Genomic DNA, 26,709 nt, shown 5'->3' with positions numbered 1-26,709 from the left:
CATTTCCGCGGCCGCGCCGCCCGGAGCGTTTTCGTTTTTTCCCCCGGATCATCATGAGCTGCGATATCGATACCGAGCGCCGGTTCGGCGGCCTCGACCGCCTGTACGGACCGGGAGCGCTCGATGCGCTACGCGCCGCGCGCGCCACCGTCGTGGGGCTGGGCGGCGTGGGCTCATGGACCGCCGAGGCCTTGGCCCGGTGCGGCGTCGGCACGCTGACGCTGATCGATCTCGATCACATCGCCGAATCCAACGTCAATCGGCAGGTTCATGCGCTGGGCCGCACGCTGGGGCAGGCCAAGGTGGAAGCCATGGCCGAACGCATACGCGACATCAACCCGCAGTGCACGCTGCACCTCGTCGACGACTTCCTCGACCCCGACAACGTCGACCGTTTATTGCCGGACCCGACGAGCATCGTCGTCGACTGCACTGACCAGGTCTCGGCCAAGATCGCCATGATCCTGCGTGCGCGCCGCATTGGTGCGCCGCTCGTGGTGTGCGGGGGGGCGGGCGGCAAGACCGACCCGCTGGCCTTGCGCGCGGGGGATTTGTCCGAAGCGGTCAACGACGCCCTGCTGGCCAAGATTCGCAACCAGCTGCGGCGCCATCATGGGTTTCCCAAGGCCTCGCACGTGGCGGGCAAACCGCCGCGCCGGCTGCCGAAAATGAAGGTGCGCGCGCTATGGGTCGACCAGCCGGCGAGGTTGCCGGCGGCATGGCTGCAGGATGCGGACGCGCCCGCCGGGGCGCCACAGGGGCTTTCATGTGCGGGCTATGGCTCGGCCGTGACGGTCACGGCCGCGATGGGCCTGGCCGCGGCGCATGAAGTCCTGCGCTACATCTTCCCGGCCGAGCGCTGAGCCGGATTCAGTCCAGCTCGACGTCGAACCAGCCGCGCAGCGCATTGGAGAGGCGCAGCCCCTGTGCCTGCGCGAGCATCTCTCGCGTGATCACGCCTTCGACGGCCAGCTCTTCGTCCAGCAAGGCCTGCCGCTGGACGCCGGGCAGCAGTCCGCACGAAACGGGTGGGGTGATCCATTGGCCATCCAGGTAAACATAGACGTTGGACCGGCTGCCTTCGCACAATTCGCCGCGTTCGTTCAGATACAGCATGTCGAAGTGTTCCGGGTGGGCTGCCAGCCAGGTCGTCGCCTCGTCGTACCACGGGCGCGCCGTCGTCTTGTGGCGCAGCAGTGTTTCGCCAGACCGGAGGCGGCGATGGGACAAGCTTGCTCGCGGCCGCTGCGGCAGCGTGTCGAGCGGCGAGGTCTGGATCTCGATGGCGCCGTTGTCGGCGACCAGCACGCGCATGCGGTGCGCCCCGCCTTCGGGTAGGCCCGCCGCAGCGCGCGCTACGGCGCGCTGCACGGCCTCCACCGAGCTGCGGTAGGCGAGTTCGGCGCACGAGCGGCCGAGCCGCTCCAGGTGCCAGGGAAGCAAGGGCATGCGGCCGTCAGCGTCGACGCGTATGGTTTCGATCAGTCGCGGCCGCATCTCAAGATGCCTTGCTCATTTCCACCTGGGACGCCATGAACTCGGCCAGCACGCGCCCGGTGTGCGAGCGCGCCCGTTCCCGCATGACCTGTTCCGGCGAACCCTGCACCACCAGTTGACCGCCTTCGTTGCCTCCCTCCGGCCCCATGTCCAGTAACCAGTCGGCTTCGGCGATGACGTCGAGGTTATGTTCGATCACGACCACGGTATTGCCGGCATCCACCAGGCGGTGCAGCACGCGGATCAGCTTTTCCACGTCCGCCATGGACAGGCCCACGGTCGGTTCATCCAGCACGTAGAGCGTGTGCGGCGTCTTGTAGGCGCGTCCCGTGCGCATCGTGCCCTCGTCCAGGCGGGCTTTCGCCAGCTCTGTCACCAGTTTGATGCGCTGCGCCTCCCCGCCCGACAGCGTGGGCGAGGGCTGCCCCAGGGTCAGGTAGCCGAGCCCTACGCTTTGCAGCAGCTGCAGCGGATTGAGGATGGAAGGATGCGCCGCGAAATACTCGACGGCTTCGTCGATTTCCATGGCCAACACCTCGCCCACGCTCTTGCCTCGCAAATGCACGGATAGCGTTTCGCGGTTGAAGCGCTGGCCGTCGCAGGCATCGCACGGCACTTTCACGTCCGGCAGGAAATTCATTTCTATCGTGCGCATGCCCTGGCCTTCGCAAACCGGGCAGCGGCCTTCGCCGGTATTGAAGCTGAAGCGGGCGGCCGTCCAGCCGCGCATGCGCGCTTCCATGGTGTCGGCGAATTGCCTGCGGATGGCGTCCCAGAATCCTACGTAGGTTGCCGGGCAGGAGCGCGGCGTCTTGCCGATCGGCGTCTGGTCGACTTCCAGCACGCGGTCTAGGGTTTCCCATCCCTCGATGCCCGCGCACCCCGTCCAGGCGCCGCCTTTTTCGGCAGCATCCTTCCCGATGCGCCGCTGCAGGTTGTCCAGCAGCACGTCACGCGCGAGGGTGGACTTGCCTGAACCCGAGACGCCGGTGACCACGGTGAGCCGGCCGATCGGAAAGCTGGCATCGACCTCGCGCAAGTTATGCAGTCGCGCGCTGCGCACCGTGATGCGGGGCGTTTCCGCCGTGACCGGCCGGCGTGCCTGCAAGGGGTGTTGCAGCGGCCGGGCGAGGTAGCGGCCAGTCAGGGACGCGGGATTGGCCATGATGTCCTGCACCCGGCCCTGCGCGACGACGGTTCCGCCGCGGACACCGGCCCCGGGGCCCATGTCGATGACGTGTTCGGCGCGGCGAATGGTGTCTTCGTCGTGTTCCACGACCACAAGGGTGTTGCCCTTGCCCTCGAGCTTGGCCAAGGCATTGAGCAGGATGCGGTTGTCTCGCGGGTGCAGCCCAATGGTCGGTTCGTCCAGCACGTAGCAGACGCCCTGCAGGTTGGAACCCAGCTGCGCCGCGAGCCGTATCCGTTGGGCTTCCCCGCCAGAAAGCGTGGGCGCCGCCCTATCCAGCGCGAGGTAGCCCAGTCCGACCTCTTCCAGGAAAGCGAGGCGGCTGCGCAGTTCGGCAAGAATGTCGCGCGCGATCTCGGCCTCGCGGCCCTCGGTCTCAAGCTCGCGGAAAAACTTCGCCGCATCGCGTACTGCCAGGGAGGCAAGCTGCGCGATCGAGCGGCCTCTCCAGCGCACCGCCAGCGATTGGCGGTTCAGCCGTTGCCCGTGGCACGCTGGGCAGGGCTGCACCTCTTCGTCGCCCATGTTCCAAGCGGCTTCTTCCCCTGTCTGTTCCGCGTCGAAGCCGGGCAGCTTGACGCCCGTCCCGAAGCACGCCGGGCACCAGCCGTGCTTGGAGTTGTAAGAGAACATGCGCGGGTCGGGCTCGGGAAAGCTCTGGCCGCACGACGGGCAGGCCCGCTTGACAGAGAACACGCGTTGTTCGAGGTCGGGGGCGGGCGCAGCGTCGCCGCTCGCCATGGCGGCCCGCAGTTTCTCCAGGGGCCAGACCACGCTCATGACGCCGTGTCCGTGTTCCAGGGCCTCGTGCACGGCCGCCCGCAGCTGGGCCTCGTTGGCCGGATCCACGATGAAATCGGCCACTGGCAGCTCGATGTCGTGCTCCTTGAAGCGGTCCAGGCGCGGCCATTTCGCTGTCGGAATGAAGGCGCCGTCCACCCGCAGGTGGGTGTACCCCTTGTTGGCGGCCCATTTCGCGAGGTCGGTGTAGTAGCCTTTGCGCGCCTTGACCAGCGGCGCGAGCACGCCCACGTGTTGGCCCTTGAGCTCGCGCATGACGCGGCCGACGATCAGGTCGAAGGTTTGGGGTTCGACCGGCACCTCGCAGTCGGGGCAGTACTGCGTGCCCAGCTTCATGTACAGGAGGCGCATGAAATGGTGCGTCTCGGTCATGGTTGCGACCGTGGACTTGCGGCCGCCGCGGCTGGTGCGCTGCTCGATGGCGACCGTCGGCGGGATGCCGAAGATCGCATCGACGTCCGGCTTGCCGGCCGGCTGGACGATGGAGCGCGCATAGGCGTTCAGCGATTCCAGGTAGCGGCGCTGGCCTTCGTTGAACAAGATGTCGAAGGCCAGCGTTGATTTGCCCGAACCCGACACGCCGGTGATCACCGTAAACGCGCCGCGCGGAATTTCCACGTCCACGTTCTTGAGGTTGTGTTCGCGCGCGTTCTTGATCTCGATCGCGCGCGAGGTGCGGCGGCGCTGCGCCAGCACGTTCTGCAGCGGCATGCCTGCGGGCTCGTGGCTACCGTCCGCCCCATAGGGCTCGATGCGCTCAGCCACGACGGTGGGCGCGCCCAGCTGCGCTTCTTCTGGCGCCTGGGCGGGCGCATCGGCGGCCTGGCCGATCTGCGCTTCGTATTCGCGCAGCGCGCGGCCCGTGTGGGAGGCCGGGTGCCTCATGACGTCCTGCGGCGTGCCCGCGACGATGACCTCGCCGCCTGCGTCGCCGCCTTCGGGGCCCAGGTCGATCAGCCAGTCCGAGGCACGGATGACGTCCAGGTTGTGCTCGATGACGATGAGCGTGTGGCCGGCCGCCAACAGCTTGCGGAAGGCGCCCATCAGGCGCGAGATATCGTCGAAGTGCAGGCCGGTCGTGGGTTCGTCGAACAGGAACAGGCTGCCCTTCTTCGAAAGCTTCGCGCCGATGGCCGCGATGCCCGAGCGTGCCGCCTCGGCCAAGTGGCCCGCCAGCTTGAGGCGCTGCGCCTCACCGCCCGAGAGAGTTGGGACCGGCTGTCCCAGGCGCACGTATTCGAGGCCGACGTCGGCCAGCGGTGACAGCCCCAGCTGGATGTCCCGCTCGCCCTCGAAGAAATCCAGGGCCTCGGTCACCGTCATTTCCAGCACGTCGGAGATCGAGGCCGAGCGGCCCTTGCGCTCGATCGTGACCTCGCGGATTTCGGGGCGGAAGCGCGTGCCGTCGCAGTCAGGGCAGCGCAGGTACACATCGGACAGGAACTGCATCTCGACGTGTTCGAAGCCCGTTCCGCCACAGGTAGGGCAGCGGCCGTCGCCGGCATTGAAGCTGAACATCCCGGCGGTGTAGCCGCGCTCCTTGGACAGGCGCGCCTGGGCGAAGAGTTTGCGCACACCGTCGAACGCACCCACGTAGCTGGCCGGGTTGGAGCGCGCCGTCTTGCCGATAGGCGACTGATCGACCATGACTACGTCCACGATCCAGTCGTCACCGAGGATGCGGTCGTGCGCGCCCGCCGCCTCCGTCGGCTTGCCCTTGAGCTTGAGCAGGGCGGGGTAGAGGACGTCCTGCACCAGCGTCGACTTGCCCGAGCCGGAGACACCGGTCACGCACACCAGGCGGCCGAGCGGGAATTCCACCGTGATGTTCTTTAGGTTGTGCTCGCGCGCGCCTTCCACGATCAGCCGCGGCGTGCCGGGCGTGACGGGCATGGGGCGCGGGGCGGCGACATGGCGGCGGCCGGAGAGATAGTCGCCGGTGAGCGTGCGCGCCTGGCGCAGCTGCGCGGGCGAGCCATTGAACACGATCTGGCCTCCGCGCTCGCCCGGCCCCGGGCCGATGTCGATGATGCGGTCCGCCGCCAGCATGACTTGCGGGTCATGCTCGACCACCACCAGCGAGTTGCCGGCATCGCGCAGTCGATGCATGACCTCGACGATGCGGTTCATGTCGCGCGGATGCAGGCCGATGGAAGGCTCGTCCAGCACGAACAGCGTATTCACCAAAGAAGTGCCGAGTGCGGTCGTGAGGTTGATGCGCTGGACTTCCCCTCCTGAAAGCGTGCGGCTTTGCCGGTCCAGCGTCAGGTAGCCCAGCCCCACGTCGCACAGGAACTTGAGCCGCGCGCGGACTTCCTGCAGCAGCAACTCTGTGGCCGCGTCCATGACGCCTTCGAAGCGCAGCGCGTCGCAAAATACGCGTACGCGTTCGATGGGAAGCAGCATCAGATCGTGGATGGATAGGCCGGGCAGCGCATCGAGCGTGGCCTGGTCCCAGGCGACGTGCAGCGGCCGGAAGCGGACGTAGCGATCGTCCGACTCAGGCAAGATCAGGTCGGCCTCGGCCTTGGTTCCCACGCGCCAGAGCAGCGAATCCGGCTTCAGCCGGGCGCCGTTGCAGTCGGGGCAGGGCGTGTACGCGCGATACTTCGACAGTAGCACGCGTATATGCATTTTGTAGGCCTTGGTTTCCAGCCAATCGAAGAAGCGCTTGACGCCGTACCATTGGTATTTCCAGGCGTCGCTGCCTCCCTTCCAGTCCGGAGTGCCATTCAACACCCAATCGCGCTGCGCAGGGGTGAGCTTGCGCCACGGAACGTCCAAGGGAATGCCGGCGCGAGTCGCGTACTTCACTAGTTCGTCCTGGCACTCCTTGTAGCTCGCCGTCTGCCACGGCTTGATGGCACCGCCGCGCAGCGTCTTGTTTTCGTCGGGGATGATCAGCCCGTAGTCGATGCCGATGACCCGGCCGAACCCGCGGCAGGTTTCGCACGCGCCGAGCGGCGAATTGAACGAGAATGCGCTGGGCGTGGGCGAGGCGTACGCGATGTCGCACTCGGCGCAGTGCAGCTCGTCGCTGTATTTCCAGTGCGCGGTCTCGTTGCCCTCGGCGTCTACGGCGCGTACATCCACGCGGCCCGCCCCCAGCCGCAGCGCGGCGTCCAGCGCTTCCATGACGCGTGCGCGTTCGGCATTGCCGAAACGGAAGCGGTCCTGGACCACGTCCAGCACCTGTACCGCGTTCTTTCCGCTTCCCGCCTTGCGCTGGGCGTGCACCCGGGTATAGCCCTGGCGTTCCAGGAAGCCACGGATTTCTTCTTCCGTATAGTTCGCAGGAACTTGGACTGGAAAGGTGACGATCAGCCGCGGGTCGCCCGCCTCGGCCGCGCGGCGGGCCAGGGAAGCGTATATGGACTCGGGCGTGTCTTTTTGTACCGGCCGGGCGCACTGGCGGCAGAAGAGCCGCCCGGCCCGCGCGAACAGCAGCTTGAGGTGATCGTTGAGCTCCGTCATCGTGCCCACGGTGCTGCGCGAGGTACGCACCGGGTTGGTCTGGTCGATGGCGATGGCGGGCGGGATGCCCTCGATCCGGTCGACCTGCGGCTTGTCCATGCGGTCCAGGAACTGGCGCGCGTACGGAGAGAATGTCTCGACATAGCGGCGCTGGCCTTCCGCGTACAAGGTGTCGAAGACGAGCGAACTCTTGCCTGAGCCGGATACGCCGGTCACCACCACGAGCTCATTGGTCGGGATGGAAAGGCTGAGATTCTTCAGGTTGTTCTGGCGTGCCCCGACCACGCGGATCTCGGGTTCGGCGGGCGGGGCCAGGGGGACGTCGGGAGCAGGGGAGGCGGAGGACATCGTTCGCATGTAGGGCCGGAAAAAGGCCGGCAATCCTTCAATCGTAGCCGGTTCGCAGACGTTGCGAAAATCGCAACGTTTGACAAAATTACGTAACAAGAGAGCGCAAACCGCAGACGGTACGCCACGTTAGGATAGCTGTATGAACAAGCGCAAATCGTCGACTCTCGATCCGCTGGGCGCCGAGGCCGGGATGTACGTCCCGCCGCCCACGCTTGGCGACGTCCCGCCACCGCCGCGCAGCCTGCGCGTGGCGGCGCTGGTCACGATCGCGGTCGTGATCGTTGCGGGAACTGTCGCCGTCCATACCATTCCCGAGGCCAGGCGAACCTGGCAGCTCATTTCCCATCAAACCGAGAAGGCGCTGGCGCGCGTGCTCGGCAAGGCGGAACAGAAAACCACGGAGGTCGTGGGCGGCGTTCCGCCCCGCTGAAGCGCGGTGCCCGCATTTCCCGGCATTCGCCGAGATCCGTTAGAATTACGGGTTAGCCGGATTCAATGACTGGAGATCAACATGGCGGAAAAGAAACGCACGCGCCGCAACACCCTCGAGCGCCGCTGCCTGGGCAAGCCCTTCAAGCGTCTGTTCGTCGGGGCCCCCAAGAGCATCTTCAAGATGCTCGAAAAGGTCAAGCGCGCTTGATTGGGCGCTAGGTGCCGCGAAGAAAGCCACCCCCGGGTGGCTTTCTTTTTTCGAGGTGTCGCAAAAGGAAAAGGCATGCCTTGGCATGCCTTTTTTCCTGGACCCCGGCGTAGCCTGCGCCGAGATGCGTTCAGTGATGGGCGGGAACCAGGCCCTCGTTTTCGAAGGCGGGTGCGGCGGGCTTGGCGCCCGCCGAGTTCAGGGCCTTGTCCAGCATTCCCTTGTCCAGCGCGCCTTCCCAGCGGGCCACGACTACGCTGGCCACCGCGTTGCCGATCAGGTTGGTGAGCGCACGGCATTCCGACATGAAACGGTCGATGCCGAGGATGAGCGCCATGCCGGCCACGGGCACGGACGGCACCACTGACAGCGTGGCCGCGAGGGTGATGAAGCCGGCGCCGGTGATGCCCGCTGCACCCTTGGAGCTGAGCATGGCTACGGCCAGGAGCAGGAGCTGGTCGCCGAGGGGCAGCTGGATGTCCATTGCCTGCGCGATGAACAACGCTGCCAGCGTCATGTAGATGTTGGTGCCGTCCAGGTTGAATGAATAGCCGGTGGGAATGACCAGGCCCACGACCGGCTTGGCGCAACCCGCGCGCTCCATTTTTTCCATCAGGGTGGGCAGGGCCGCCTCGGACGAGCTGGTGCCGAGCACGAGCAGCAGTTCTTCGCGGATGTAGCGGATCAGCTTGAGGATGGAGAAGCCGTTGTACCGCGCAACTGCGCCCAGCACGATTAGCACGAACAGGATGGAGGTCAGGTAGAACGTCCCGACCAGCCATGCCAGGTTGGCGACGGAGCCGATTCCGTACTTGCCGATGGTAAAGGCCATGGCCCCGAACGCGCCAATGGGCGCCGCCTTCATCAGGATGGCGACCAACTTGAAGAAGGCCGACGAGATGGAGTGCAGGAAGTTCAGCACCGGCATGCCTTTGTCGCCGATGGCGCCGAGCGAGATGCCGAAAAGCACCGAGAAAAAGAGCACCTGCAGGATGTCGCCGCCGGCGAACGCGCTGACCACCGTGTTGGGGATGATGTTCATCAGGAAGCCGACCAGCGTCTGGTCGTGCGCCTTGGCGGAATAGCTGGCGACGGCTTTGGCGTCTAGCGTCGCGGGATCGATGTGCAGGCCTGTGCCGGGCTGGACGACGTTGGCCACGATCATCCCGATGCACAGCGCGAGCGTGGAGAAGACGAGGAAATAAATCATGGCCTTGCCGACGACGCGGCCGACGCGCTGTAGGTCGCGCATGCCGGCAATGCCGGTCGTGACGGTCAGGAAAATGACCGGGGCGATGATCATCTTGACGAGTTTGATGAATGCATCGCCCAGGGGCTTCATGGCTTCCCCGGCCTGGGGATAGAAGTGGCCCAGCAGGATGCCTACCGCAATGGCGAAGAGCACCTGAACGTAGAGGATTTGATAGAACTTTTTCTTGTGCACGGGCGTGGGCGCCGTGCTGGATACTTCGATCATTGGGACGTCCCCTTCCTGCGGCTTCACGTCTCCGGTTGAGAAGGAGACGGCGCCTCGTTTTCAACAATCTCCAAAGTTCGGGCGAACTTCGTTGAAGCCTTTCTTGCAATCCCCATGCCGGGCGAGGTGAGGAGGTCGTTTCTTCTAACCTATTGATTTAGTTAAAGAAAATTTTTTCAGGCCGGCTTCATTCCATGCCGGATGTGCGGATTTCCGCCCAATGGCAAGAAGGGAGTGCGATAATTCGCACAACGGCCTCTCCGAGATGTCTTCCTTTTCCACTCCTTTTTCTCCTAGCGTTCCCGCGCCCACCTTGGCGGGCCACCGCCGCGCGTGGATCCTTTTTGCGCTTGCAGGCGCTGCGGTCTTGCTCGTTGCCTTGTGGGGCGCCGGGCACGTCGGTCGCAAGCAGGCGCATGCCGACCTATTGGACGACGCGAGCGCTGCCGCTGCCCTCAAGGTCACGCTGTTGACGAGCGAGCTCGACAAGCAGCGTTCGCTTCCTTTCGTGCTGGCGCAGGATTCCGAAGTGAAAGGTGCGCTGCTGTCTGGCGATCCGGCAGGCTATCAGGCGTTGAACTTGAAGTTCGAGGCCCTGAGCCGGGACACGGGGGCTGCCGTCATCTATTTGCTCGACCTGAGCGGGACGGGCGTAGCCGCCAGTAACTGGAATCTGCCGGCGAGCTTCGTCGGTTCGAATTTCGCCTTCCGCCCTTATTTCCAGGGAGCTGTCCACGCGGGCCGCTCCGAGTACTTCGCCTTGGGCAATGTCAGCAATGAGCCCGGCCTGTATCTCGCGCGCCGGCTCGAGCAAGACGGCCGCCCGCTGGGCGTGATCGTGGTCAAGGTCGAGTTCGGCACGGTCGAAGCGGGCTGGCGCAAATTCCCGGCGCCTGTATTCGTCACCGACGAGCGCGGCGTGGTGTTGTTGTCGTCTGTCGAATCATGGCGCTTCCTGACTGAAAGGCCGCTTTCTCCCGAAGAGCGGGAGGCGCTGCGGACGAGCCTGCAATTCGGCGACGCGCCGTTGACGCCGCTGCCCCTCCGCCCGGACTCGGCCGGCCGGGTGACGGTGCAGCTTCCAGGGCGCGACGAAGAGCCCTTCCTCCACGTGCAGGCCCCGGTACCGGGGGAGCCATGGCAATTCCATCTCCTGAGCGCGACGGGCGAGGCCACCGAGCGCGCCGTGGCGGATGCCCGCCTGAAGGCCGCGCTGGCCGTGCTATGCACGCTGCTTGCGGCGGGCATTTGGATGCACAGGCGGCATCGCATCCAGGATCGCGTGCGCGCGCAGGAAGCCATACGCCAGGAGTTGGAGTCCCGCGTGGCGGCGCGCACGCGGGAGCTGCGCGAGGCCAATGCACAATTGCGTGCCGAGATGGAAGACCGGCAGCGGGCCGAGGCCGAGCTGCACTCGTTGCAGGAGGAGCTCGTCCAAGCCAACAAACTGGCTTTCCTGGGGCAAATCACCGCCGGCGTCGCGCACGAAATCAACCAACCGGTGGCGGCCATCCGGAGCTATGCCGACAATTCGGCGGTGTTCCTGGAGCGAGGCGTCCTGGATCGCGTGCGCGGCAACATGGCTGCGATCGCTGCGCTGACTGAGCGGATAGGCGTCATCACCGACGAGCTCCGCACTTTTTCCCGCAAGAGCGCCCCGGTGGCGGACGGCCGCGTTCCGGTGGAGGTCGCCATCGACGGCGCGCTGACCTTGGTGGGGTTTCAGTTGCGCCGTCGCGGCATCGCGCTTCACCGCTCGGCGTCCGAGCCTGGGCTGGCCGTGAAGGCGGAGCGGGTTCGCCTCGAGCAAGTGCTGGTGAATCTCCTGCAGAACGCGATCGATGCGCTTGAGCAGGCTGCGGAGCCCCGGATCACGGTGAGCGCCTATCGGGATGGTTCCCGCGTCGCACTCGTCGTGGCCGACAACGGCCCGGGCCTTCCCGAGAGCATCACGGCATCGCTGTTCACGCCTTTCCAGACGACTAAGCCGCGCGGCCTAGGCTTGGGCCTGGTGATCAGCCGGGACATCGTGGCCGATTTCGGCGGCTCGCTGTCGGTCCAGTCCCAGCCCGGATGCGGCGCCCGTTTCACCATTCACCTTCCCGAGGCCACCTCGTGAACGCCGATCGTTCCTCCGTTCCCCCGAAGCCGTCTACCGCTCCCGTCAACCGCGTACTGTTCGTGGATGACGACCCCGCCATGCGCGCGGCCAATTTGCAGACGCTGGAGTTGGCCGGGTTCGACGTGGAGGCCGCCGGCGGGGCAGCCGAGGCGCTGGAGCGGGTATCGGCCGATTTCCCAGGGGTGGTGGTGACCGACGTGCGCATGCCCGTCATGGACGGCCTGGAGTTGTTTCGCCGCCTGCGCGAAAAGGATCCCGACCTGCCAGTGATTTTCATTACCGGCCACGGCGATGTGGACATGGCCGTGGCGGCCATGCACGACGGCGCCTACGACTTTCTCGCCAAGCCCTATCCGGCCGAGCGGCTGGCGACGACGGTGCGCAACGCGCTGGACAAGCGCCGCCTGGTACTGGACAACCGCCGGCTTACGCGGCTCGCGCAGGAAGCGGGCGAGAACTTGCCCTTGATCGGCGAAGCACCCGCCATGCAGCGTCTGCGCAAGACCCTGCGGCACCTGGCGACTGCGGACGTAGACGTGCTGGTGCTAGGCGAGACCGGCGCTGGCAAGGAAGTCGTCGCCCAGGCGCTGCATGCCTGGGGCGCGCGCCACGCTCATCCTTTCGTCGCGCTCAATTGCGGGGCGTTGCCCGATACGGTCCTGGAAAGCGAACTGTTCGGCCACGAGGCCGGGGCCTTCACCGGCGCACAGCGGCGGCGGGTTGGCCGCATCGAGTACTCGAGCGGCGGGACGCTGTTCCTCGATGAAATCGAGAGCATGCCCCTGTCGGCCCAGGTCAAGCTCTTGCGCGTGCTGGAAACGCGAACCGTTTCGCCACTCGGGACGAACGAAGTGCGGCCCGTGGACTTGCGCGTCGTGGCCGCGACCAAGGTGGACCTCAGCGATCCTGCCCAGCGCGGTACGTTCCGGGCAGACTTGTTTCATCGACTGAACGTCGTGACGGTCAGGGTGCCGCCCTTGCGGGAGCGCAGGGAGGACGTCCCGCTCTTGTTCGCCTATTTCGCGTCCCAGGCCGCTGCGCGCTTCAAGATGGAGCCGCCGGCGGTCACGCCCGCCGTCCGTCATCATCTACGCACGCATGCCTGGCCCGGCAACGTGCGCGAACTCATGCACTACGCAGAGCGCGTGGTGCTGGGCATCGAGGAAACGGGAGAGGACGATGCGCCGCAGCAGGCTTCCCTGCCTGAGCGGGTGGAGCGCTATGAGGCGGAACTGATACGGGAAGCGTTGGCGCGGCACCGGGGCGACGTCAAAGCCACCTTGCAGGCCCTGGGCATCCCGCGCAAGACTTTCTACGACAAGCTGCAGCGGCACGGGATCGACAGGAGCGCCTTCGTGCCACGGGAAGGCTGAGGGGAGATTGCGGCCCCGGCCGGAGCCGCAAGATGCGAAAGATCAGCCTATGCCGGGGACGACCGTCGAGAACCCGGCGTCGACGTGCGTCACCTCGCCCGTGATGCCCGCTGCGAGGTCCGAGAGCAGGAAAGCCGCCACATTGCCGACGTCGTCGATGGTGACGTTGCGGCGCAGGGGGGCGTAGGTTTCCACGAAATTCAGGATCTTGGAGAAATCCTTGATGCCGCTTGCCGCCAGCGTCTTGATGGGGCCGGCCGAGATGGCGTTGGCGCGGATGCCGCGGGGGCCGAGCGAAGAGGCGAGGTAGCGGGTGGCGGCCTCGAGCGCGGCCTTGGCCACGCCCATGGTGTTGTAGTTGTCTACCACGCGCTCCGCGCCGAGGTAGCTCAGCGTCAGCACCGCGCCCGGGCCCTTGCCCTCGGGACCTTGCAGCAGGGGCAACGCAGCCTTGGCCATGGCGGGGAAGCTATAGGCCGAGATGTCGTGGGCGATGCGGAAATTCTCGCGCGTGAGGCCGTCGAGGAAGTCGCCGGCAATCGCTTCGCGCGGCGCGAAGCCGATGGCGTGCACCAGGCCGTCGAGCTTGTTCCAGGTCTTGCCGAGCTCCGCGAATACGGCTTCGATCTGGGCGTCGTCCGCGACGTCGCAGGGGAAGACCAACTGGCTGTCGAATTCGGCTGCAAACTCGGTGATGCGATCCTTGAAGCGTTCGCCCACGTAGGTGAACGCGAGTTCCGCGCCTTCGCGGCGGCAAGCCTTGGCGATACCGTAGGCAATGGAGCGATTGGACAGCACCCCGGTGACCAGGATGCGTTTACCGGCGAGAAAGCCCATGTTCGGAGGGTTCCTGTGAAACGAGTAATCAATAGCGAGAGTATACGGCCCGCCCGCACGCTGCTGCGTGCCGGCGGGTGCCTCCGCCTCACCCCCTGACGCCCGTGCCGGGTATTTGCAGGGTTTGGCCGACGTTCAGCGAGGAGCCCTTGATCCGGTTCAGCGAGCGCAGCTGATTGACCGAGGTGCCGTATTTGCGGGCGATGGAGCTGAGCGTTTCTCCCTTGCGGACCTTGTGCGTGCGCACGTTCGCCTTCGCCGCCCGGCTCCCGGTGGCAGACGCCCGCATGGGGGTCGGGCCGGTGCTCGCCACCAGCGTCGGTTCGGCCTGTTTGCCGGTCGGGACCATCAGGATGTCGCCCGCGCCGATTTTCGAGCGCGAGCCCAGGCCATTGGCCCGGCGCAGGGTGGCGACCGAGGTGCCGTATTTCTTTGCCACGCTGGCCAAGGTTTCGCCGCGCTGCAGCTTATGGGTATGCCAGGACGACAGCGCGCCGTTGTACGCCCGGAGGTTGGCCTCGAAAATGCCGATGCGGTCAGCCGGCAGCAGCAGCGTCGGCTCGTCGCTGCCGAGGATGACGCCGCGGTTGAACGAGGGATTGAGCGCCTTGAATTCTTCCAGCGGCATTTCCGCGAGCTGCGCGGCGAGCTTGACGTCGATGTTCCGGCTCTTGGTGATGGTGACGAAGTACGGCTGGTTCTCGATCGCCGGGAGCGAGATCTGGTAGGCCTCGGGATCGGAGATGATGTTCTTGATGGCCTGCAGCTTCGGGATGTAGTTGCGCGTTTCGTCGGGCATGTCGAGCGACAGGTAGTCGGTCGGCAGCCCGCGCGCGGCGTTCTTCTCCATGGCGCGCTTGACCGACCCTTCGCCCCAGTTGTAGGAGGCGAGCGCCAGGTGCCAATCGCCGTGGAAGTCGAACAGGTACTGCAGATAGTCCATGGCCGCCTTCGTGGAGGCGATGGGGTCCCGGCGCTCGTCGCGCCACCAGTCCTGCTTCAGGTTGAAGCCGCGTCCTGTAGCCGGGATGAATTGCCACAGGCCCGAGGCCTGCGACCGCGACAGCGCCCAAGGGTCGTAGGAGCTTTCCACGAAAGGCAGCAGCGCGAGCTCCGTGGGCATGCCCCGCTGGTCGATTTCTTCGACGATGTAATAGAGGTATTTGCCGGCGCGTTCGGCCGAGCGCCGCAAGTAATCGGGGCGCGACGCATAGAAGTTCTCCCACTCCTTGACCAGCGGGGTATCGATGTTCGGCACCGCGAAGCTGCGGCGGATGCGGGTCCAGATGTCAGGCGGCTGGACCGTCAGGTCGACCGTGGCGGGCTGCAGTCCTTCATCGCTGGAGGCGCGGGCCAGCGGAGCGTCGATGCGGCGTCCCGTCCCATGCGCCGCATCCGCCGCGCGGGCGGTGCGTTGGGACGAAAATCCCGCCGGCGCGGGCTGGTGCGCGGCAGCGTCGATCGCGCCGGGCTGGGCGACCGGCGCCTGGCCGGCGGTGCCGGAAGCTGCCGGGCCCTGCACCGAGGCGCAACCGGCCAGGGCCATCACGCACCCGGCGAGCAGGGGACTGAGCGAAGAGGCTGGACGGCCAAGAAGGACGCCCGCCCGCAGATTCCATAGGCCGCGGGGGCGCAATTGCATGTTGATGTTGTCCTTGACCACGTGCCTCGCTTGGCCTCGTCAACGGGGAGACGGGGCCAGGGGAGACAGTTTCAAAAAATTAAGGAGCCGCAGGCTCTTCCAGGTTGGCCAGGAGGCCTCCGGCCACGGGAATGATGGGGTATTTAGCGCGGCATAGTACGAACCGGCAGCAGCCCTCGTCAACCCGTTTTTACAACTTCACGGCTTTTGGCAGCGATTGCAAACAGATGGGAGCAAGATGCGCACAGCTCTACCGGAAATGGTTTTTCCACTCGCGGAGCGCAGCGAAGACCTCCACCTCATCCGCCAGCGGCTTGCCGGCGTGGGCCGCCGCCGCCGCCGCGACCTGGGGATGCGCCGTGCGCAGGAAGGGGTTGACCTGCCGTTCGAGACCCAAGGTCGTGGGAACGGTGGGCTGGTCGCGATCCCGCATTTGGCCGGCCTGCTCATGCCATTCGCGAAGTGCGGCGTTGTCCGGCTCGACGGCGCGCGCCCAGGCCAGGTTGGACAGCGTATATTCGTGCGCGCAGTAGACGCGGGTCTCGTCCGGCAGCGCGGCCAGCTTCGCGAGCGATTCATGCATTTGCCGCGGCGTGCCCTCGAACAGGCGTCCGCAACCCGAGGCGAACAGCGTGTCGCCGCAGAATACGAGCGGCTCGACGCCTCCCGCCCGCCCGGCGTACGCGATGTGGCCTGCCGTGTGGCCAGGCACGTCGAGGACTTCCAGGTCCAGGTCCAGCTCGGGCAGGGTCACGCGGTCGCCCTGGGAGAGCCGGCGGTCGCAATGGGGCAGCTTCTCGCTAGCCGGGCCGAATACGGTGGCACCGGTTCGTTCGACCAACTCCAGGACTCCACCGACATGGTCCTTGTGGTGATGAGTCAGTAGAATGGCACGAAGCTGCACCCGCTGCTGCTGCAGCGCCGCCATGACAGGCGCGGCGTCGCCCGGATCCACGACGGCCGCCAGCGTACCTTGCCTGACCAGCCACAGATAATTGTCATTGAAGGCAGGGATACCGCTAATTCCCGCTCTTGTCCCGGCATCGTGGATGCCGGCCGAATGCTTGCTTTCTTTCACCGAGTCTTTCATTTCGATGCTGCCGTCTGACGTCCAGGACACTCCGATTGTAGAACTAGCTGCGTGGTTGGCGACCGACCCCGGCCGCCATGCCCTGGCTTGGGAGCAGGAGCGCCTCGACGAGGCAGTCTCCGACGTGTTTGGCTTCCATGCCATGCAGGCGGGATTGGCCGAGCTGGATGCCTTGCGCGCCAATCGCATGCCGTTCAAGGGGTACGTCGCCGGGGCCATGCCGACCGAGGTCCAGCGACAGCGCTGGAACGCTTTCGTGGTTGCCGACGTGGAGGCCTTGCCGTTCGATACGCAAAGCTTGGACCTGCTGGTGTTGCCCCACACCCTCGAGTGTTCGTCCGATCCGCACCAAGTCCTGCGGGAGGCTGAACGCGTGCTCATCCCGGAAGGCCGCCTGGTGATCACCGGATTCAACCCCTGGAGCCTGTGGGGTGCCGGGCGCATGCTCGGGCGCGGCCGTCCATTCTTGCCGGCCGGCGTGCAGCCGTTGTCGCCGGTGCGTTTGAAGGATTGGCTGAAGCTTTTGTCGTTCGAAGTGGAAAGCGGCCGCTTCGGGGTATATGCGCCGCCGTGCCGGACGGACAAATGGCTGCGCCGATACGCTTTCATGGAGCGCGCGGGAGAGCGATGGTGGCCCGTTTGCGGTGGGCTTTACGTCGTTTCCGCCGTCAAGCGCACCGTTGGCATGCGCCTCATCGGGCCAGCTTGGAAAACCCACAAGGCGCCGCGGCGGGCGGCGGTGGCAGCGGCCCGCAGGCAGGCGAGCGCCGAAAAAAGCCGTCTGCCGTAGCTCCCGCAAAAGACTGTCGTCTGGTCCCGGTGCGGTCCTGCCGAACTTGTTCCAGATGGCAAGCAGCGACTCCCGGGACCGGACGGAAGGGGCGCCGCTTAGCGCTGCTGGGCGTTGGCGGCCAGCGCGAGCGTTTCTGCGCGTCGCTGCAGCCACCACGCGTAGTTGCGGGGGAGCAGGTTGTGCGGGTTGGGTACGCCCAGCGTGGCTGCCGCATGCACGGCCCAGTTCGGGTCCCACATCATTTCGCGCGCCAGCGCAACGAAGTCGCAATCGCCCGCTTGCAAATAGCCTTCGGCTTGCTCGGCTTCGCGGATCAGGCCCACGGCCATGGTCCGGATGCCAACCTCCCTGCGGATGCGGCTCGCGAACGGGACGTGATAGCCCGGCACGCGAGGCACGACGTGCAGGGTGAGCGGACCTTCGATGCCGCCCGAGGAGCAGTCGAAAACGTCTACGCCGCGCTCCTTCAGGCGGGCGGCCAATACCACCGTGTCATCCATGCTCCAGATGCCGCCCCGTCCGTCCACGCACGAACCGCGGAAAAACAGGGGCCGGTCGGCCGGCCAGACGGCGCGTACGGCTTCGACGAGCTCCAGGCAGAAGCGCATGCGTCCTTCAATGTCGCCGCCGTATCCGTCAGTGCGATGGTTGGTGATGGGGGACAGGAACTGCTGGATGATGTAACCGTGCGCGCCGTGGATCTCGCAGATGTCGAAGCCGGCATCGAGGGAGCGCTTGGCAGCGTCGACGTGCAGCTGGATCACGTAGCGGATGTCGTCGTGGTCCATTTCCTTGGGAACCATGGCCCCTTCCTTGAAGGGTATGGGGCTGGGTGCCAGGCCCGCCCAGGGCGGACGGCCCACTTTCGCATCCTCAGGGCCCAGCGGCGCGAAGCCGTCCCAAGGTGCGCGCGTGGCGACTTTGCGGCCCGCGTGTCCCAACTGGATGGCGGAGGCCGCGCCTTGGTTGCGGATGAAGTCAGTGATGCGGCGCCAAGCCTTGGCCTGGGCGTCGGTGTAGATGCCCGGGCAATCGTAGGTCTTGCGAGAGCGTTCCGAAACCGAAGTTTCCTCGCAGAAGATGATGCCCGCGCCGCCGGTCGCGAATTTGCCCAAGTGGACCAGGTGCCAGTCGGTGGGGCAGCCGTCCACGGCACTGTATTGGGACATGGGAGAGACGACGACGCGGTTCTTCACGGTCAGCCCGCGCAAGGTGATCGGCTGGAACATCAAGGGAAGCTTGGCGGTGTCATTCGCGGTGTCGGTCATGATGGGTTCACTCATGGAAGGGGGTGGGGCCAGCAAGCGCTCAGCGCTTGAGAAGACGGGAAAGAACGTTGGCCAAGGTCTTGTCGAGGTGATCGGCCATGGCCTGCCGCGCGCGTGCGGCGTCACCGGCGGACAGGGCCTCCAGCAATGCCAGGTGCTGGGCCACGGAGGCACGGAAGTCCTGTGGCGCCGGAGGCGTTGCGAACAGCATGGACTTGCGGCGCAGCTCCTCGATCAGCTTGGCCATGGTTTCGTTGCCGCACGCGGCGCAAATGGTGCGATGTAGTTCGAGGTCGAGCGACACGCGCTCATGGTTGTCGGGGTGTTCCTCTTCGGCCAGCTGGGTCAGGCGTTGGCGCAGGTCGTCGACCGTGGCGGGATCGATGGAGCCCGCAGCGAGCGCGGCCGCCTCTGCCTCGAGTACCTTGCGGATCTTGAGCAGGTCGAGGAATTCTTCGAGCGTGATGCGGCGCACCTCCAGCACGCCGCGATTGCGGCGGATGAAGCCTTCTCCCTCGAGCCGTCGCAATGCTTCACGCAGCGGCGTGCGCGACACGCCCAGCTGCAGCGAAAGCTGGCGCTCTGATATCGGCGTGCCGAGCGGGATCTCATGCTTGAGGACCATGTCGTAGAGTTGCGCATGGACTCGTTCGACCAGCCCTCCCGGCTCTGGGGCGGCAGGGGCGCTTGCGTCGAGCGTCTCGGGTTCCTGTACCGGGAGGCTCATGTCCTCTTCCTTGCTTTGTTCGGTCCTGTGCATTACGACAAGCGAGGCAGGCGTTCGATGCCGACGTCGGCCGCGTCCATTTTTTCCTGCGCCTCGTCCAGCCAGGGTTGGAGCGTGGCGATGCGCTGGACGATGGCCTCGAAATCACTGCGGAAGGTCGGCATGACGGCTTCGACTTCCTCGAACACGGCGGCTTCGTCGATGGTGGTGACGCGCCGGTCGCGGATCACCCAGCGGCCGCCCACCATCACGTGCTTGACTGCGCGCCCGCCTTCGATATTGACCAGTTGGCGCGCCACGCTGTTGAGCGGCACGAAACTTGGGTCAGAGAGATCCAGGATGGAGAGGTCGGCTTGGTACCCCGGGGCGATGCGCCCGATGGTGTCGCCCAGCCGGGCGCCGTCGGCGCCGCCTTCGGTCGCGGCCTTGAGGGCTTCCATCGCGGGCGGGGGACCTTTGCGCAGGTCGCTGACGACGGCCAATAGCGAGAAGAGTTTCATGGCCGCATACATGTTCTGCGCGTCGGAGCAACTGCAGTTGTCGCAGCCCAGGCCGATGCGTACGCCGGCCCGCATCAGCAGCTTGATGGGAGGCAGGCCGCACTGCATCTTCAGGTTGCCTTGGGGATTGAGCACGGTGCCCGCGCCCGCCTGCGCGAGCAGGTCGATTTCGTCGGGCGCCAGCCATACGCTGTGCGCAAAATTCATGTGCGGGCCGAGGCAGCCTTCGGCGTGCAGGCGGCGGATCAGCGAACCGCCGTACTGGGCAAGCTCCTGGCGCGCGGTCAGTGCCATGCCCTTGGACTCATAGATGTGCGAATACACAGGGAGGTCGTAGCGCTTGGCCAGGTCCATGGTGCGCGCCATCAGCCCCGTGGTGCATCGCTCGGGAGACGACGGGCCCAGCGCCCAGTGGCGCAACGGCTTCGCAGGTGCCTGCAGGCAGGTTTTTTCGAAGTAGTCCAGGAGATCGAATCGCTTCTCGGGTTCTGCCGCGCTCGACAGCATGTGGTGATATTCGGGAGGAAACACCTCTTTCCAGAAGGGCACGGTGTCCAGGCCCTTGCGGTCCCCGTACTGCAGCGCGAACACGACGCGAATGCCCACATCCTCGTAAGCCTGCATCACGGTGTCGAGATGTTCGGGGTCGAACGGGTATAGCGTGAGCATGTCCTGCACCGTGGTCATCCCGGAGCGCAGGCACTCCAGTGCGCCGAGCAGCGTACGCGCACGCACTTCCTCTTTCGAGCGCGGCGGATATTGCGCCGGCAAGGCATAAAGGCGCCATTGCTCCAGCGGTACCTGCTCGAGCGTGCCTTTGGCCAAGACATCGTGCGAGTGATAGTGGGCGTTGACGAAGCCAGGTAGTACCAGATGGCCGGTCGCGTCGAGCTTCTCCGGGGGAATTTGCCCTGGCCGCAGGCCGTATCGGGGCGCGACGCCGAGAATGACGTCGTCGCGTATGGCGATATCGGCCACTGCCGGGTCGTGCCAGTCGCCGCCGGGCACTAGCACCCGGGCGTTCGCGATCCAGAGCGTCGTGCCTTCCGGCAAAGGTATTGAGTCGACCATGGCCGAAATCCTCCAGAGCGGCCGCGTCGGCGGCCTTGGTTGTATCCCATTGGTATACCGGCATAACGCAAGTTGTGTGCCAAGGGGTTTCCCTTGCCAAACCTCGGCATTTGTCTCACCGATCTAGATCGCCGCACCAATATCGAGCGGGCATGGAGCAATAAGAGTGCATCCAGGCACTGTTTTGCGACTGAGTTAACTTTTTGAGACGGTGTTCGTCTTGATGGCCCAGGAAAGCAGCGCGCGCAGGCGGTGGCACACAACTTGCCTTGGGATGGTGTGACAGCGGTATACGCCCGGAATACCACGGAATGCCAAGCGGTTCGGCAGTCACGTATTTCGCTGTAAGCCGGATCTGTTTCGCTTACTCCAACACACCGTCTTCCTGACGAATATTCCTGAGAGAGGTTTGCATGAAGCTGCTGAAAGTCATGGGCATTGCACTGGGCATTGCGTTCACCACGGGCATGGCCAGTGCGCAGAGCGTTGGGAAAATCCGCATTGCCGAGGCTGATTCGTTTTCCGCGGAAGACCTGCCGCAACTGATCGCCTACGCGCGCGCCAAACAGCGCGGCGTAGATATCGAGGTGACCGCGCTGAAGTCGGACGACATCGCCTTCCAGGCCGTCCTCAACGGCCAGGTCGACATGGGGGTGGGCGATTCGTACGAGGCCATCGCGAACCTCAAGGCTCCCATCCGGAACATCTACCAGATCCGCAAGCTGGCCTACGTGCCGGTGGTCGACAAGACCGTCTACCCGGATTGGAAATCGCTGAACGGTGCGACCTTCGCGGTGCACGCGCGCGGATCGGGCACTGAAACGATGGCCCAGATCATGGAAAAGAAGGCCGGCATCAAGTTCGGCAAGATCAGCTACGTGCCCGGTTCGGAAGTGCGGGTCGTGGCGATGCAGCGCGGCAACATCAAGGCCACGTACTTGGACCTGACCAGCTCGAAGGTATTGATCGACAGCGATCCCAAGCGCTTCGGCGCGCTGCCCGTGCAAGACCAGGATGCTTCGGACTCGACGTTCTACGTCAGCACCCAGTTCTTGCAGAAGAACCAGCGAGCGGTGCAGATCCTGATGGAGGAGTTGCTCAAGGCCGTCAAGGCCACCGTCGCCGATCCGTCGTGGCCGGCCGCACAGCGTAAAGAGCTGGGCCTGCTCCCCGACTTGTCGGCCAAGGAAGAAGCCGAAATCACGCCGTACTTCCAGCGCGCCGTGGCAGCGAACATCTTCCCCGCGGACGGCGGCGGCAAGGTGGCGGCCAAGGCCGACATCGATTTCCTCAGCCAGGCAGGCAAGCTGAAGCCGGAAGTTGCGGGTGACCTCGAGGCGTTCTGGGACTTCAAGCCGCTCGAGGCCGCGCAAAAGGCTCTCCAAACCCAATAACAGCACGCGTGGGAATCATGCCGCACACCACTACCGCGGACGTCTCCATCCCGTCCCCTGGCATCGCCGCAAGCGCCCGGCATGGCGGGCACCTGCGCCGTCATGCGCCGCTGCTCTGGAAGCTCGCGTCCTTTGCGCTTTTTTTCGGGCTGTGGGAGATCGCCGGGCGGATTCCGATCAGCCTGGCGTTTCCGCCGTTTTCCAAAGTGGTCGCAGCACTCGCACAGCTGCTGTACAGCGGCGAGTTGCTGAAGGCGTATGCCGAGACCCTGCCGCCGCTGGCGGCGGGGCTGCTGATCACCGCAGTGTTCGGCGTCGCGTGCGGCGTGATCATGGGCTTGTCGCGCATCGTCGAGTGGGCGCTGCATCCGGCAATGGTCATCATGCAGACCGCGCCCATGGCCGCCATCATTCCGCTCATCACCTTCCTGTATGGAATAGGCGTCACGGCGAAGATCATCGCCGTCGTGATTCTGTCCCTGCCCATGGTGGCGATGAACTGCTACAGCGGCATCCGGCAGACCAACGCCTCATTGCTCGAAATGGCTCGCTCCTTCATGGGGACGCGGCGCCAGCAAGTCACCAAGATCATTCTTCCGCACGCTAGCGGCATGATCTTCGCCGGGCTTCGGCTCGGCATATCGGGCGGGTTCATCGGGATCGTGCTGGCCGAACTGCTGATTACGCCCACGGGCATCGGCGACATCATCAGCTACAACCGGTCGATCGCGCGCTATCCGGAGATGTTCGCCGCCATCCTGTCCATCATCCTGCTCGCCACCTTGGTGTTGACAGCCGTACAAATCATCGAGCGGCGCGTTTTCGCCGCTCTCGGACAGCAACATTCGCAGAAATGAACACGAATCCCAGCATCGCGGCCGTTCCCGCGGTCAACGACACCACGTCCGACGCGATCATCAAGGCGCGCGGCATCACCATGCGCTATCCGAACGGCGTCACCGCGCTCGAGGAGGTCTCGCTCGACATTCCGCGCGGTGAGCTGGTGACCTTGCTGGGTCCGTCCGGCTGTGGCAAGACGACCCTGCTGAAGATCATCGCCGGCCTGATCGAGCCCACCGCGGGCGAAATACGGGTCAACGACAAGACCGTGCACGGTCCGGGGCCGGATCGCGCCTTTGTGTTCCAGGATTTCGCACTGATGCCTTGGGCCACGGTGCTGCGCAACGTCGCTTTCGGGCTGGAGCTGCGCGGCGTGCCCAGGGAAAAGCGCGAAGCCGTCGCCCGCCATTACATCAATGAGGTGGGCTTGTCGGGTTTCGAGGATAAATATCCGAACGAATTGTCCGGGGGCATGCGCCAGCGCGCCGGCCTTGCCCGGGCCTTGTCGGTCGATGCCGACGTGTTGCTGATGGACGAGCCTTTTTCAGCGATCGACGAGCAGATGCGCCGCAAACTCCAAGAGGACCTGCTTTCGCTGCTGCGCGTGGAGAAGAAGACAGTCATTTTCGTGACGCACTCGATCGAAGAGGCGGTCTATCTCTCCGACGAAGTCGTCCTGCTCACTCGCCACCCGGGCAAAGTCGTCAAGACCGTGCGCCCAGGCATGGACCGCAACGCGAGTCCCGACGAAATCCGCCGCGACCGGCGCTATCTCGATGCCGTCGACGATATCTGGTCCCAACTCAAACAGTATTTGCGCTGAGCCATGGTCAAGCAAAAACCCGTCGTCCTATCGCTGTTGGCCTGGGCGGTCTTGTGGGAGCTCGCCGCGCGCTACGCCGCCAACGACATGTTTCCGGCACTGTCTGCCGTCGTGCAGACGGCGTTCGAGTTGGTGGGCCTGCAATCGTTCAAGAACGCGCTCCTCATCACCGCACGCGCCTTTGCGATAGGCATGTTGCTGTCCGTCCTGGTGGGCATCCCGGTGGGTGCCTTGATGGGGCGTTTCAAGCCCGTGGACCGCATCCTGAACGTGTGGGTCAACATCTTCATCTCGGCGCCGCTCACCGCCGTCGTCCCGGCCTTGATGCCCATTCTCGGCATTGGCGAGGCAACCGTGGTCGCGACGGTGTTCCTCTTCGCGGTCTGGGTGATCATTATCGATACCCGCGAGGGGATGGTCGGCATCAACCGCTCCCTGCTCGAGATGGCGCGCAGCCTCGGTGCCTCACGCTGGCAGATGTTCACACAGATCATGCTGCCGTCTGCCATGCCCGAAGTCATGACGGGCATCCGGCTCAGCGTGGTGCGCGGGATAAAGGGCGTGATCATCGGCCAGATCGTGGTGGCCGTGGTCGGATTCGGCGCACTTTTCGAGAGCTATCTGCACAGCTTCGAGATGGCGCGCTTCTGGGCGCTGGTCATGATCGTGTTCCTGCTGGGCATGGTCATGATGGGCCTGATCGGCTTGGCCGAGCGCCGGCTCACCCGCCACGCCCGCGTGCGCTGAGCGGAGCGGATCCTGCATGAAACTCGCGCCCATCGCGTATCTCCGGCCGCGCACCGAAGACGAGCTATTGGCTGCGCTGGCGTGCCACGGCAGCCGCGCTGCGATACTGGCGGGCGGCCAGAGCCTGATTCCCGAGCTGGCGTTGCGCCAGCGTGCACCGCAGGTCCTGGTCGACATCAACCGCTTGGAAGGTGCGGGCGGGGTGCGGTACGTACAGGGCGACGACGGGCCCGAGCTGCGTATCGGGGCGCTGACGCGCCACGACGATGTGCAGACCGATCCCGCCCTGCGCACGCACGCTCCCATGTTAGCCCTGGCTGCTGCCCACATCGGCAACGCCGCAGTCCGCAACCGGGGCACGGTGTGCGGATCATTGGCCCAAGCCGATCCTGCCGCCGAGTTTCCCCTGGCCGCGGTGGCGCTGAACGCGCGCATCGTATTGCGGTCAGCACGCGGAGCCCGCGTCGTCGCCGCCGACGATTTCTTCACCGGTGCGAACGCCACGGTGCGCCAGCCGGACGAGTACGTGGCCGAAGTCCGGATCGCCTGCGCGCAGCCCCGCGATTATGGGTTCTTCGATGAAGTCGCCCGCCGGCCCACTGCGCCGGCCATCGTTGGCGTGGCCCTGTCTGTCCGTCCTCGCCCGGGGGAGGCGCCCGACGTGCGCCTGGCCATCGGGGGCGTGTCCGACAGGCCCCAGTTGCTGGAGAGGACGTCGCTGGCCCTGGCGCGCGACCCAAGGGATGCGGCCGCGCTGCGAGCCCTGTTGCACGCCGAGCTCGCCCCGCTCGCGCAACATCAACATCCAGGCGCGGCCTACCGGCTGCACCTCGCGGCCGTCTTGCTGGAACGGGCGCGCGCGGGCTGGTGCCGGCACCTGGACGAGAGACTCAAGACATGATTGACGAAACCATGGCGCTCAGGCTGCGCTGCTCGGTCAATGGGCGCGAGCGCGTCGACGACGTGCCGGCGCGCATGACGCTCGCCGACTACCTGCGCGATGTCGTGGGGCTGACCGGTACGCGCTTGGGCTGCGAGCAGGGAGCCTGTGGCGCCTGCACCCTGCTCCTCGACGGCAAGGCGGTGCGCGCATGCTTGATGCTGGCCGTCCAAGCAGAGGGCATGCACGTCCAAACGATAGAGGGCTTGACTGCGGGGGGCCGGTTGGCGGACCTGCAAGACGCGTTTCACCGCCATGCCGCGCTGCAGTGCGGATTTTGCACCGCAGGGATGCTGATTACCGCCGACGATGCCCTGCGCAAGGATCCTGCGATTTCTCGCGAAGGCGTGAAGCGGGCCCTGACGGGCCATATCTGCCGCTGCACCGGTTATCAGCCCATTGTCGATGCGATCGTCGAAGTCGCGCAGGAGCGCCGCCATGCATGAATCTCCTCGAGGGGCAGGGGAAGGCCTGGGCAGTCCTGTCCCGCCTTTCCGCAACCGCAGGCTGTTGGCTGGGCGAGGGCGCTACGTGGCCGACCTTCGCGTGCCCGGCTGCCTGCACGCCGCGTTCCTGCGCAGCCCCCTGGGCCATGCCCGCATCGTTCGCATCGACGTCGAGGCCGCACGCAATATGCCTGGCGTCGAAGCGGTCTTCACAGGGGCGGACATCGCCGCCGCCTGTTCCGGCTACCGCGGCGCCACCGCGGCCTTTCCCGGGTTGCGCGCGCCGTTGCAGCACCCCATGGCGCTGGAAAAGGCCATGTGGAACGGAGAGCCGGTCGTCTTGGTGGTGGCCGACAGCCGTGCCCGCGCCGAGGACGCCTGCGCCCGGGTGCAGGTAGAGTGGGAAGAGCTGCCGGCCCTGACCGATCCGCGCGCGGCGTTGAGCGCCCCCCCTATCCATGATGACCTGCCCGACAACCGCGTGCTGCAGCTCGCGCAGCGTTCCGACGACGTGGAGTCCGTCTTCGCGCGCGCGGCGCATGTGGTCGAATGTGAGTTCTCGTTCAACCGCCATACGGGCGTGCCGATGGAAACGCGTGGCGTGCTGGCGGAGTTCGAGCCTTTCGAGCGCCGTCTCACGGTGCATATCAGCCACCAGTGCAGATCG

22 protein-coding genes are annotated in these 26,709 nt (G+C 65.6%); 13 read left to right on the top strand and 9 right to left on the bottom strand.

The features are described 5' to 3' along the window. Positions 1–53: 53 nt before the first annotated feature. Positions 54–863, top strand: a complete 810-nt coding sequence (locus Q0319_RS10580) for a tRNA threonylcarbamoyladenosine dehydratase (protein WP_296467041.1) — start codon at positions 54–56, stop codon at positions 861–863. A gap of 7 nt (positions 864–870) precedes the next feature. Here the strand turns inward: Q0319_RS10580 and Q0319_RS10575 are convergent, their stop codons facing one another. Together Q0319_RS10575 and uvrA are read right to left on the bottom strand one after the other, a co-directional pair. After that, complete coding sequence (locus tag Q0319_RS10575; RefSeq protein WP_296467043.1) at positions 871–1,497, bottom strand: aminotransferase class IV; 627 nt, start codon at positions 1,495–1,497, stop codon at positions 871–873. Between the two features lies 1 nt (position 1,498). Further along, positions 1,499–7,309 (bottom strand): excinuclease ABC subunit UvrA, encoded by a 5,811-nt coding sequence (gene uvrA / locus Q0319_RS10570; RefSeq protein ID WP_299452349.1) that lies wholly within the window; start codon positions 7,307–7,309, stop codon positions 1,499–1,501. Between the two features lie 142 nt (positions 7,310–7,451). On the opposite strand from uvrA, the gene Q0319_RS10565 reads away from it, so the two are divergent. After that, positions 7,452–7,742 carry a hypothetical protein gene (locus Q0319_RS10565; protein ID WP_296471284.1) on the top strand — a complete coding sequence of 97 codons (291 nt, stop codon included), beginning with the start codon at positions 7,452–7,454 and terminating at the stop codon, positions 7,740–7,742. Between the two features lie 81 nt (positions 7,743–7,823). Then, complete coding sequence (locus tag Q0319_RS10560) at positions 7,824–7,952, top strand: hypothetical protein (protein WP_299452345.1); 129 nt, start codon at positions 7,824–7,826, stop codon at positions 7,950–7,952. Between the two features lie 130 nt (positions 7,953–8,082). On the opposite strand, the gene Q0319_RS10555 is transcribed toward Q0319_RS10560, so the two are convergent. Then, positions 8,083–9,429, bottom strand: coding sequence for a dicarboxylate/amino acid:cation symporter (locus Q0319_RS10555; protein ID WP_299452343.1), 1,347 nt, complete (start codon positions 9,427–9,429; stop codon positions 8,083–8,085). A 367-nt stretch (positions 9,430–9,796) separates the two neighbouring features. On the opposite strand from Q0319_RS10555, the gene Q0319_RS10550 reads away from it, so the two are divergent. Next, complete coding sequence (locus Q0319_RS10550; protein ID WP_299452341.1) at positions 9,797–11,548, top strand: ATP-binding protein; 1,752 nt, start codon at positions 9,797–9,799, stop codon at positions 11,546–11,548. Continuing rightward, complete coding sequence (locus Q0319_RS10545; protein WP_296468777.1) at positions 11,545–12,924, top strand: sigma-54 dependent transcriptional regulator; 1,380 nt, start codon at positions 11,545–11,547, stop codon at positions 12,922–12,924. The genes Q0319_RS10550 and Q0319_RS10545 overlap by 4 nt, the downstream gene beginning before the upstream one ends. A gap of 42 nt (positions 12,925–12,966) precedes the next feature. On the opposite strand, the gene fabI is transcribed toward Q0319_RS10545, so the two are convergent. From fabI to gloB, 3 genes are all read right to left on the bottom strand, one after another. Further along, on the bottom strand, positions 12,967–13,761 hold the full coding sequence (gene fabI / locus Q0319_RS10540; RefSeq protein WP_299452340.1) for an enoyl-ACP reductase FabI: 795 nt from the start codon (positions 13,759–13,761) through the stop codon (positions 12,967–12,969). 88 nt (positions 13,762–13,849) lie between these two features. Continuing rightward, the gene (locus Q0319_RS10535; RefSeq protein WP_296468781.1) at positions 13,850–15,403 is read right to left on the bottom strand and encodes a LysM peptidoglycan-binding domain-containing protein; all 1,554 of its coding nucleotides are present in this window, start codon (positions 15,401–15,403) and stop codon (positions 13,850–13,852) included. A 250-nt stretch (positions 15,404–15,653) separates the two neighbouring features. Next, positions 15,654–16,454, bottom strand: coding sequence for a hydroxyacylglutathione hydrolase (gene gloB / locus Q0319_RS10530; protein WP_296468788.1), 801 nt, complete (start codon positions 16,452–16,454; stop codon positions 15,654–15,656). Positions 16,455–16,497: 43 nt separating this feature from the next. Here gloB and Q0319_RS10525 point away from each other — a divergent pair, with 43 nt between their 5' ends. Then, positions 16,498–17,283 carry a class I SAM-dependent methyltransferase gene (locus tag Q0319_RS10525; protein WP_296468790.1) on the top strand — a complete coding sequence of 262 codons (786 nt, stop codon included), beginning with the start codon at positions 16,498–16,500 and terminating at the stop codon, positions 17,281–17,283. A gap of 98 nt (positions 17,284–17,381) precedes the next feature. Here Q0319_RS10525 and Q0319_RS10520 read toward each other — a convergent pair whose 3' ends face one another. The 3 genes from Q0319_RS10520 to Q0319_RS10510 are packed head-to-tail and all read right to left on the bottom strand — an operon-like array spanning position 17,382 to position 20,852. Then, positions 17,382–18,554, bottom strand: a complete 1,173-nt coding sequence (locus tag Q0319_RS10520; RefSeq protein ID WP_299452338.1) for an NADH:flavin oxidoreductase/NADH oxidase — start codon at positions 18,552–18,554, stop codon at positions 17,382–17,384. A gap of 40 nt (positions 18,555–18,594) precedes the next feature. Then, entirely contained in the window at positions 18,595–19,281 is a 687-nt protein-coding gene (locus Q0319_RS10515; protein ID WP_299452334.1) for a GntR family transcriptional regulator, read from the bottom strand. 32 nt (positions 19,282–19,313) lie between these two features. Then, complete coding sequence (locus tag Q0319_RS10510) at positions 19,314–20,852, bottom strand: amidohydrolase family protein (protein WP_299452331.1); 1,539 nt, start codon at positions 20,850–20,852, stop codon at positions 19,314–19,316. A gap of 413 nt (positions 20,853–21,265) precedes the next feature. Here Q0319_RS10510 and Q0319_RS10505 point away from each other — a divergent pair, with 413 nt between their 5' ends. The 7 genes from Q0319_RS10505 to Q0319_RS10475 form a co-directional block, all read left to right on the top strand. Then, positions 21,266–22,246, top strand: coding sequence for an ABC transporter substrate-binding protein (locus tag Q0319_RS10505; protein WP_299452329.1), 981 nt, complete (start codon positions 21,266–21,268; stop codon positions 22,244–22,246). Positions 22,247–22,263: 17 nt separating this feature from the next. After that, on the top strand, positions 22,264–23,103 hold the full coding sequence (locus tag Q0319_RS10500; protein WP_299452326.1) for an ABC transporter permease: 840 nt from the start codon (positions 22,264–22,266) through the stop codon (positions 23,101–23,103). Further along, on the top strand, positions 23,100–23,909 hold the full coding sequence (locus Q0319_RS10495; protein WP_299452324.1) for an ABC transporter ATP-binding protein: 810 nt from the start codon (positions 23,100–23,102) through the stop codon (positions 23,907–23,909). Before Q0319_RS10500 ends, Q0319_RS10495 begins: the two co-directional genes overlap by 4 nt. 3 nt (positions 23,910–23,912) lie before the next feature. Beyond that, positions 23,913–24,656 (top strand): ABC transporter permease subunit, encoded by a 744-nt coding sequence (locus Q0319_RS10490; RefSeq protein ID WP_299452321.1) that lies wholly within the window; start codon positions 23,913–23,915, stop codon positions 24,654–24,656. 16 nt (positions 24,657–24,672) lie between these two features. Then, positions 24,673–25,557: an FAD binding domain-containing protein gene (locus Q0319_RS10485; protein ID WP_299452319.1), complete on the top strand. Its 885-nt coding sequence runs from the start codon at positions 24,673–24,675 to the stop codon at positions 25,555–25,557. Continuing rightward, the gene (locus Q0319_RS10480; RefSeq protein WP_299452317.1) at positions 25,554–26,042 is read left to right on the top strand and encodes a (2Fe-2S)-binding protein; all 489 of its coding nucleotides are present in this window, start codon (positions 25,554–25,556) and stop codon (positions 26,040–26,042) included. The genes Q0319_RS10485 and Q0319_RS10480 overlap by 4 nt, the downstream gene beginning before the upstream one ends. After that, positions 26,035–26,709, top strand: a 675-nt coding sequence (locus tag Q0319_RS10475; RefSeq protein ID WP_299452315.1) for a molybdopterin cofactor-binding domain-containing protein, incomplete at its 3' end; no start/stop codon positions are given. The genes Q0319_RS10480 and Q0319_RS10475, both read left to right, overlap by 8 nt.

Source organism: uncultured Pigmentiphaga sp., assembly GCF_937950555.1.
GTDB lineage: Bacteria > Pseudomonadota > Gammaproteobacteria > Burkholderiales > Burkholderiaceae_B > Pigmentiphaga.
This window is presented reverse-complemented; position numbering and strand designations above follow the sequence as displayed.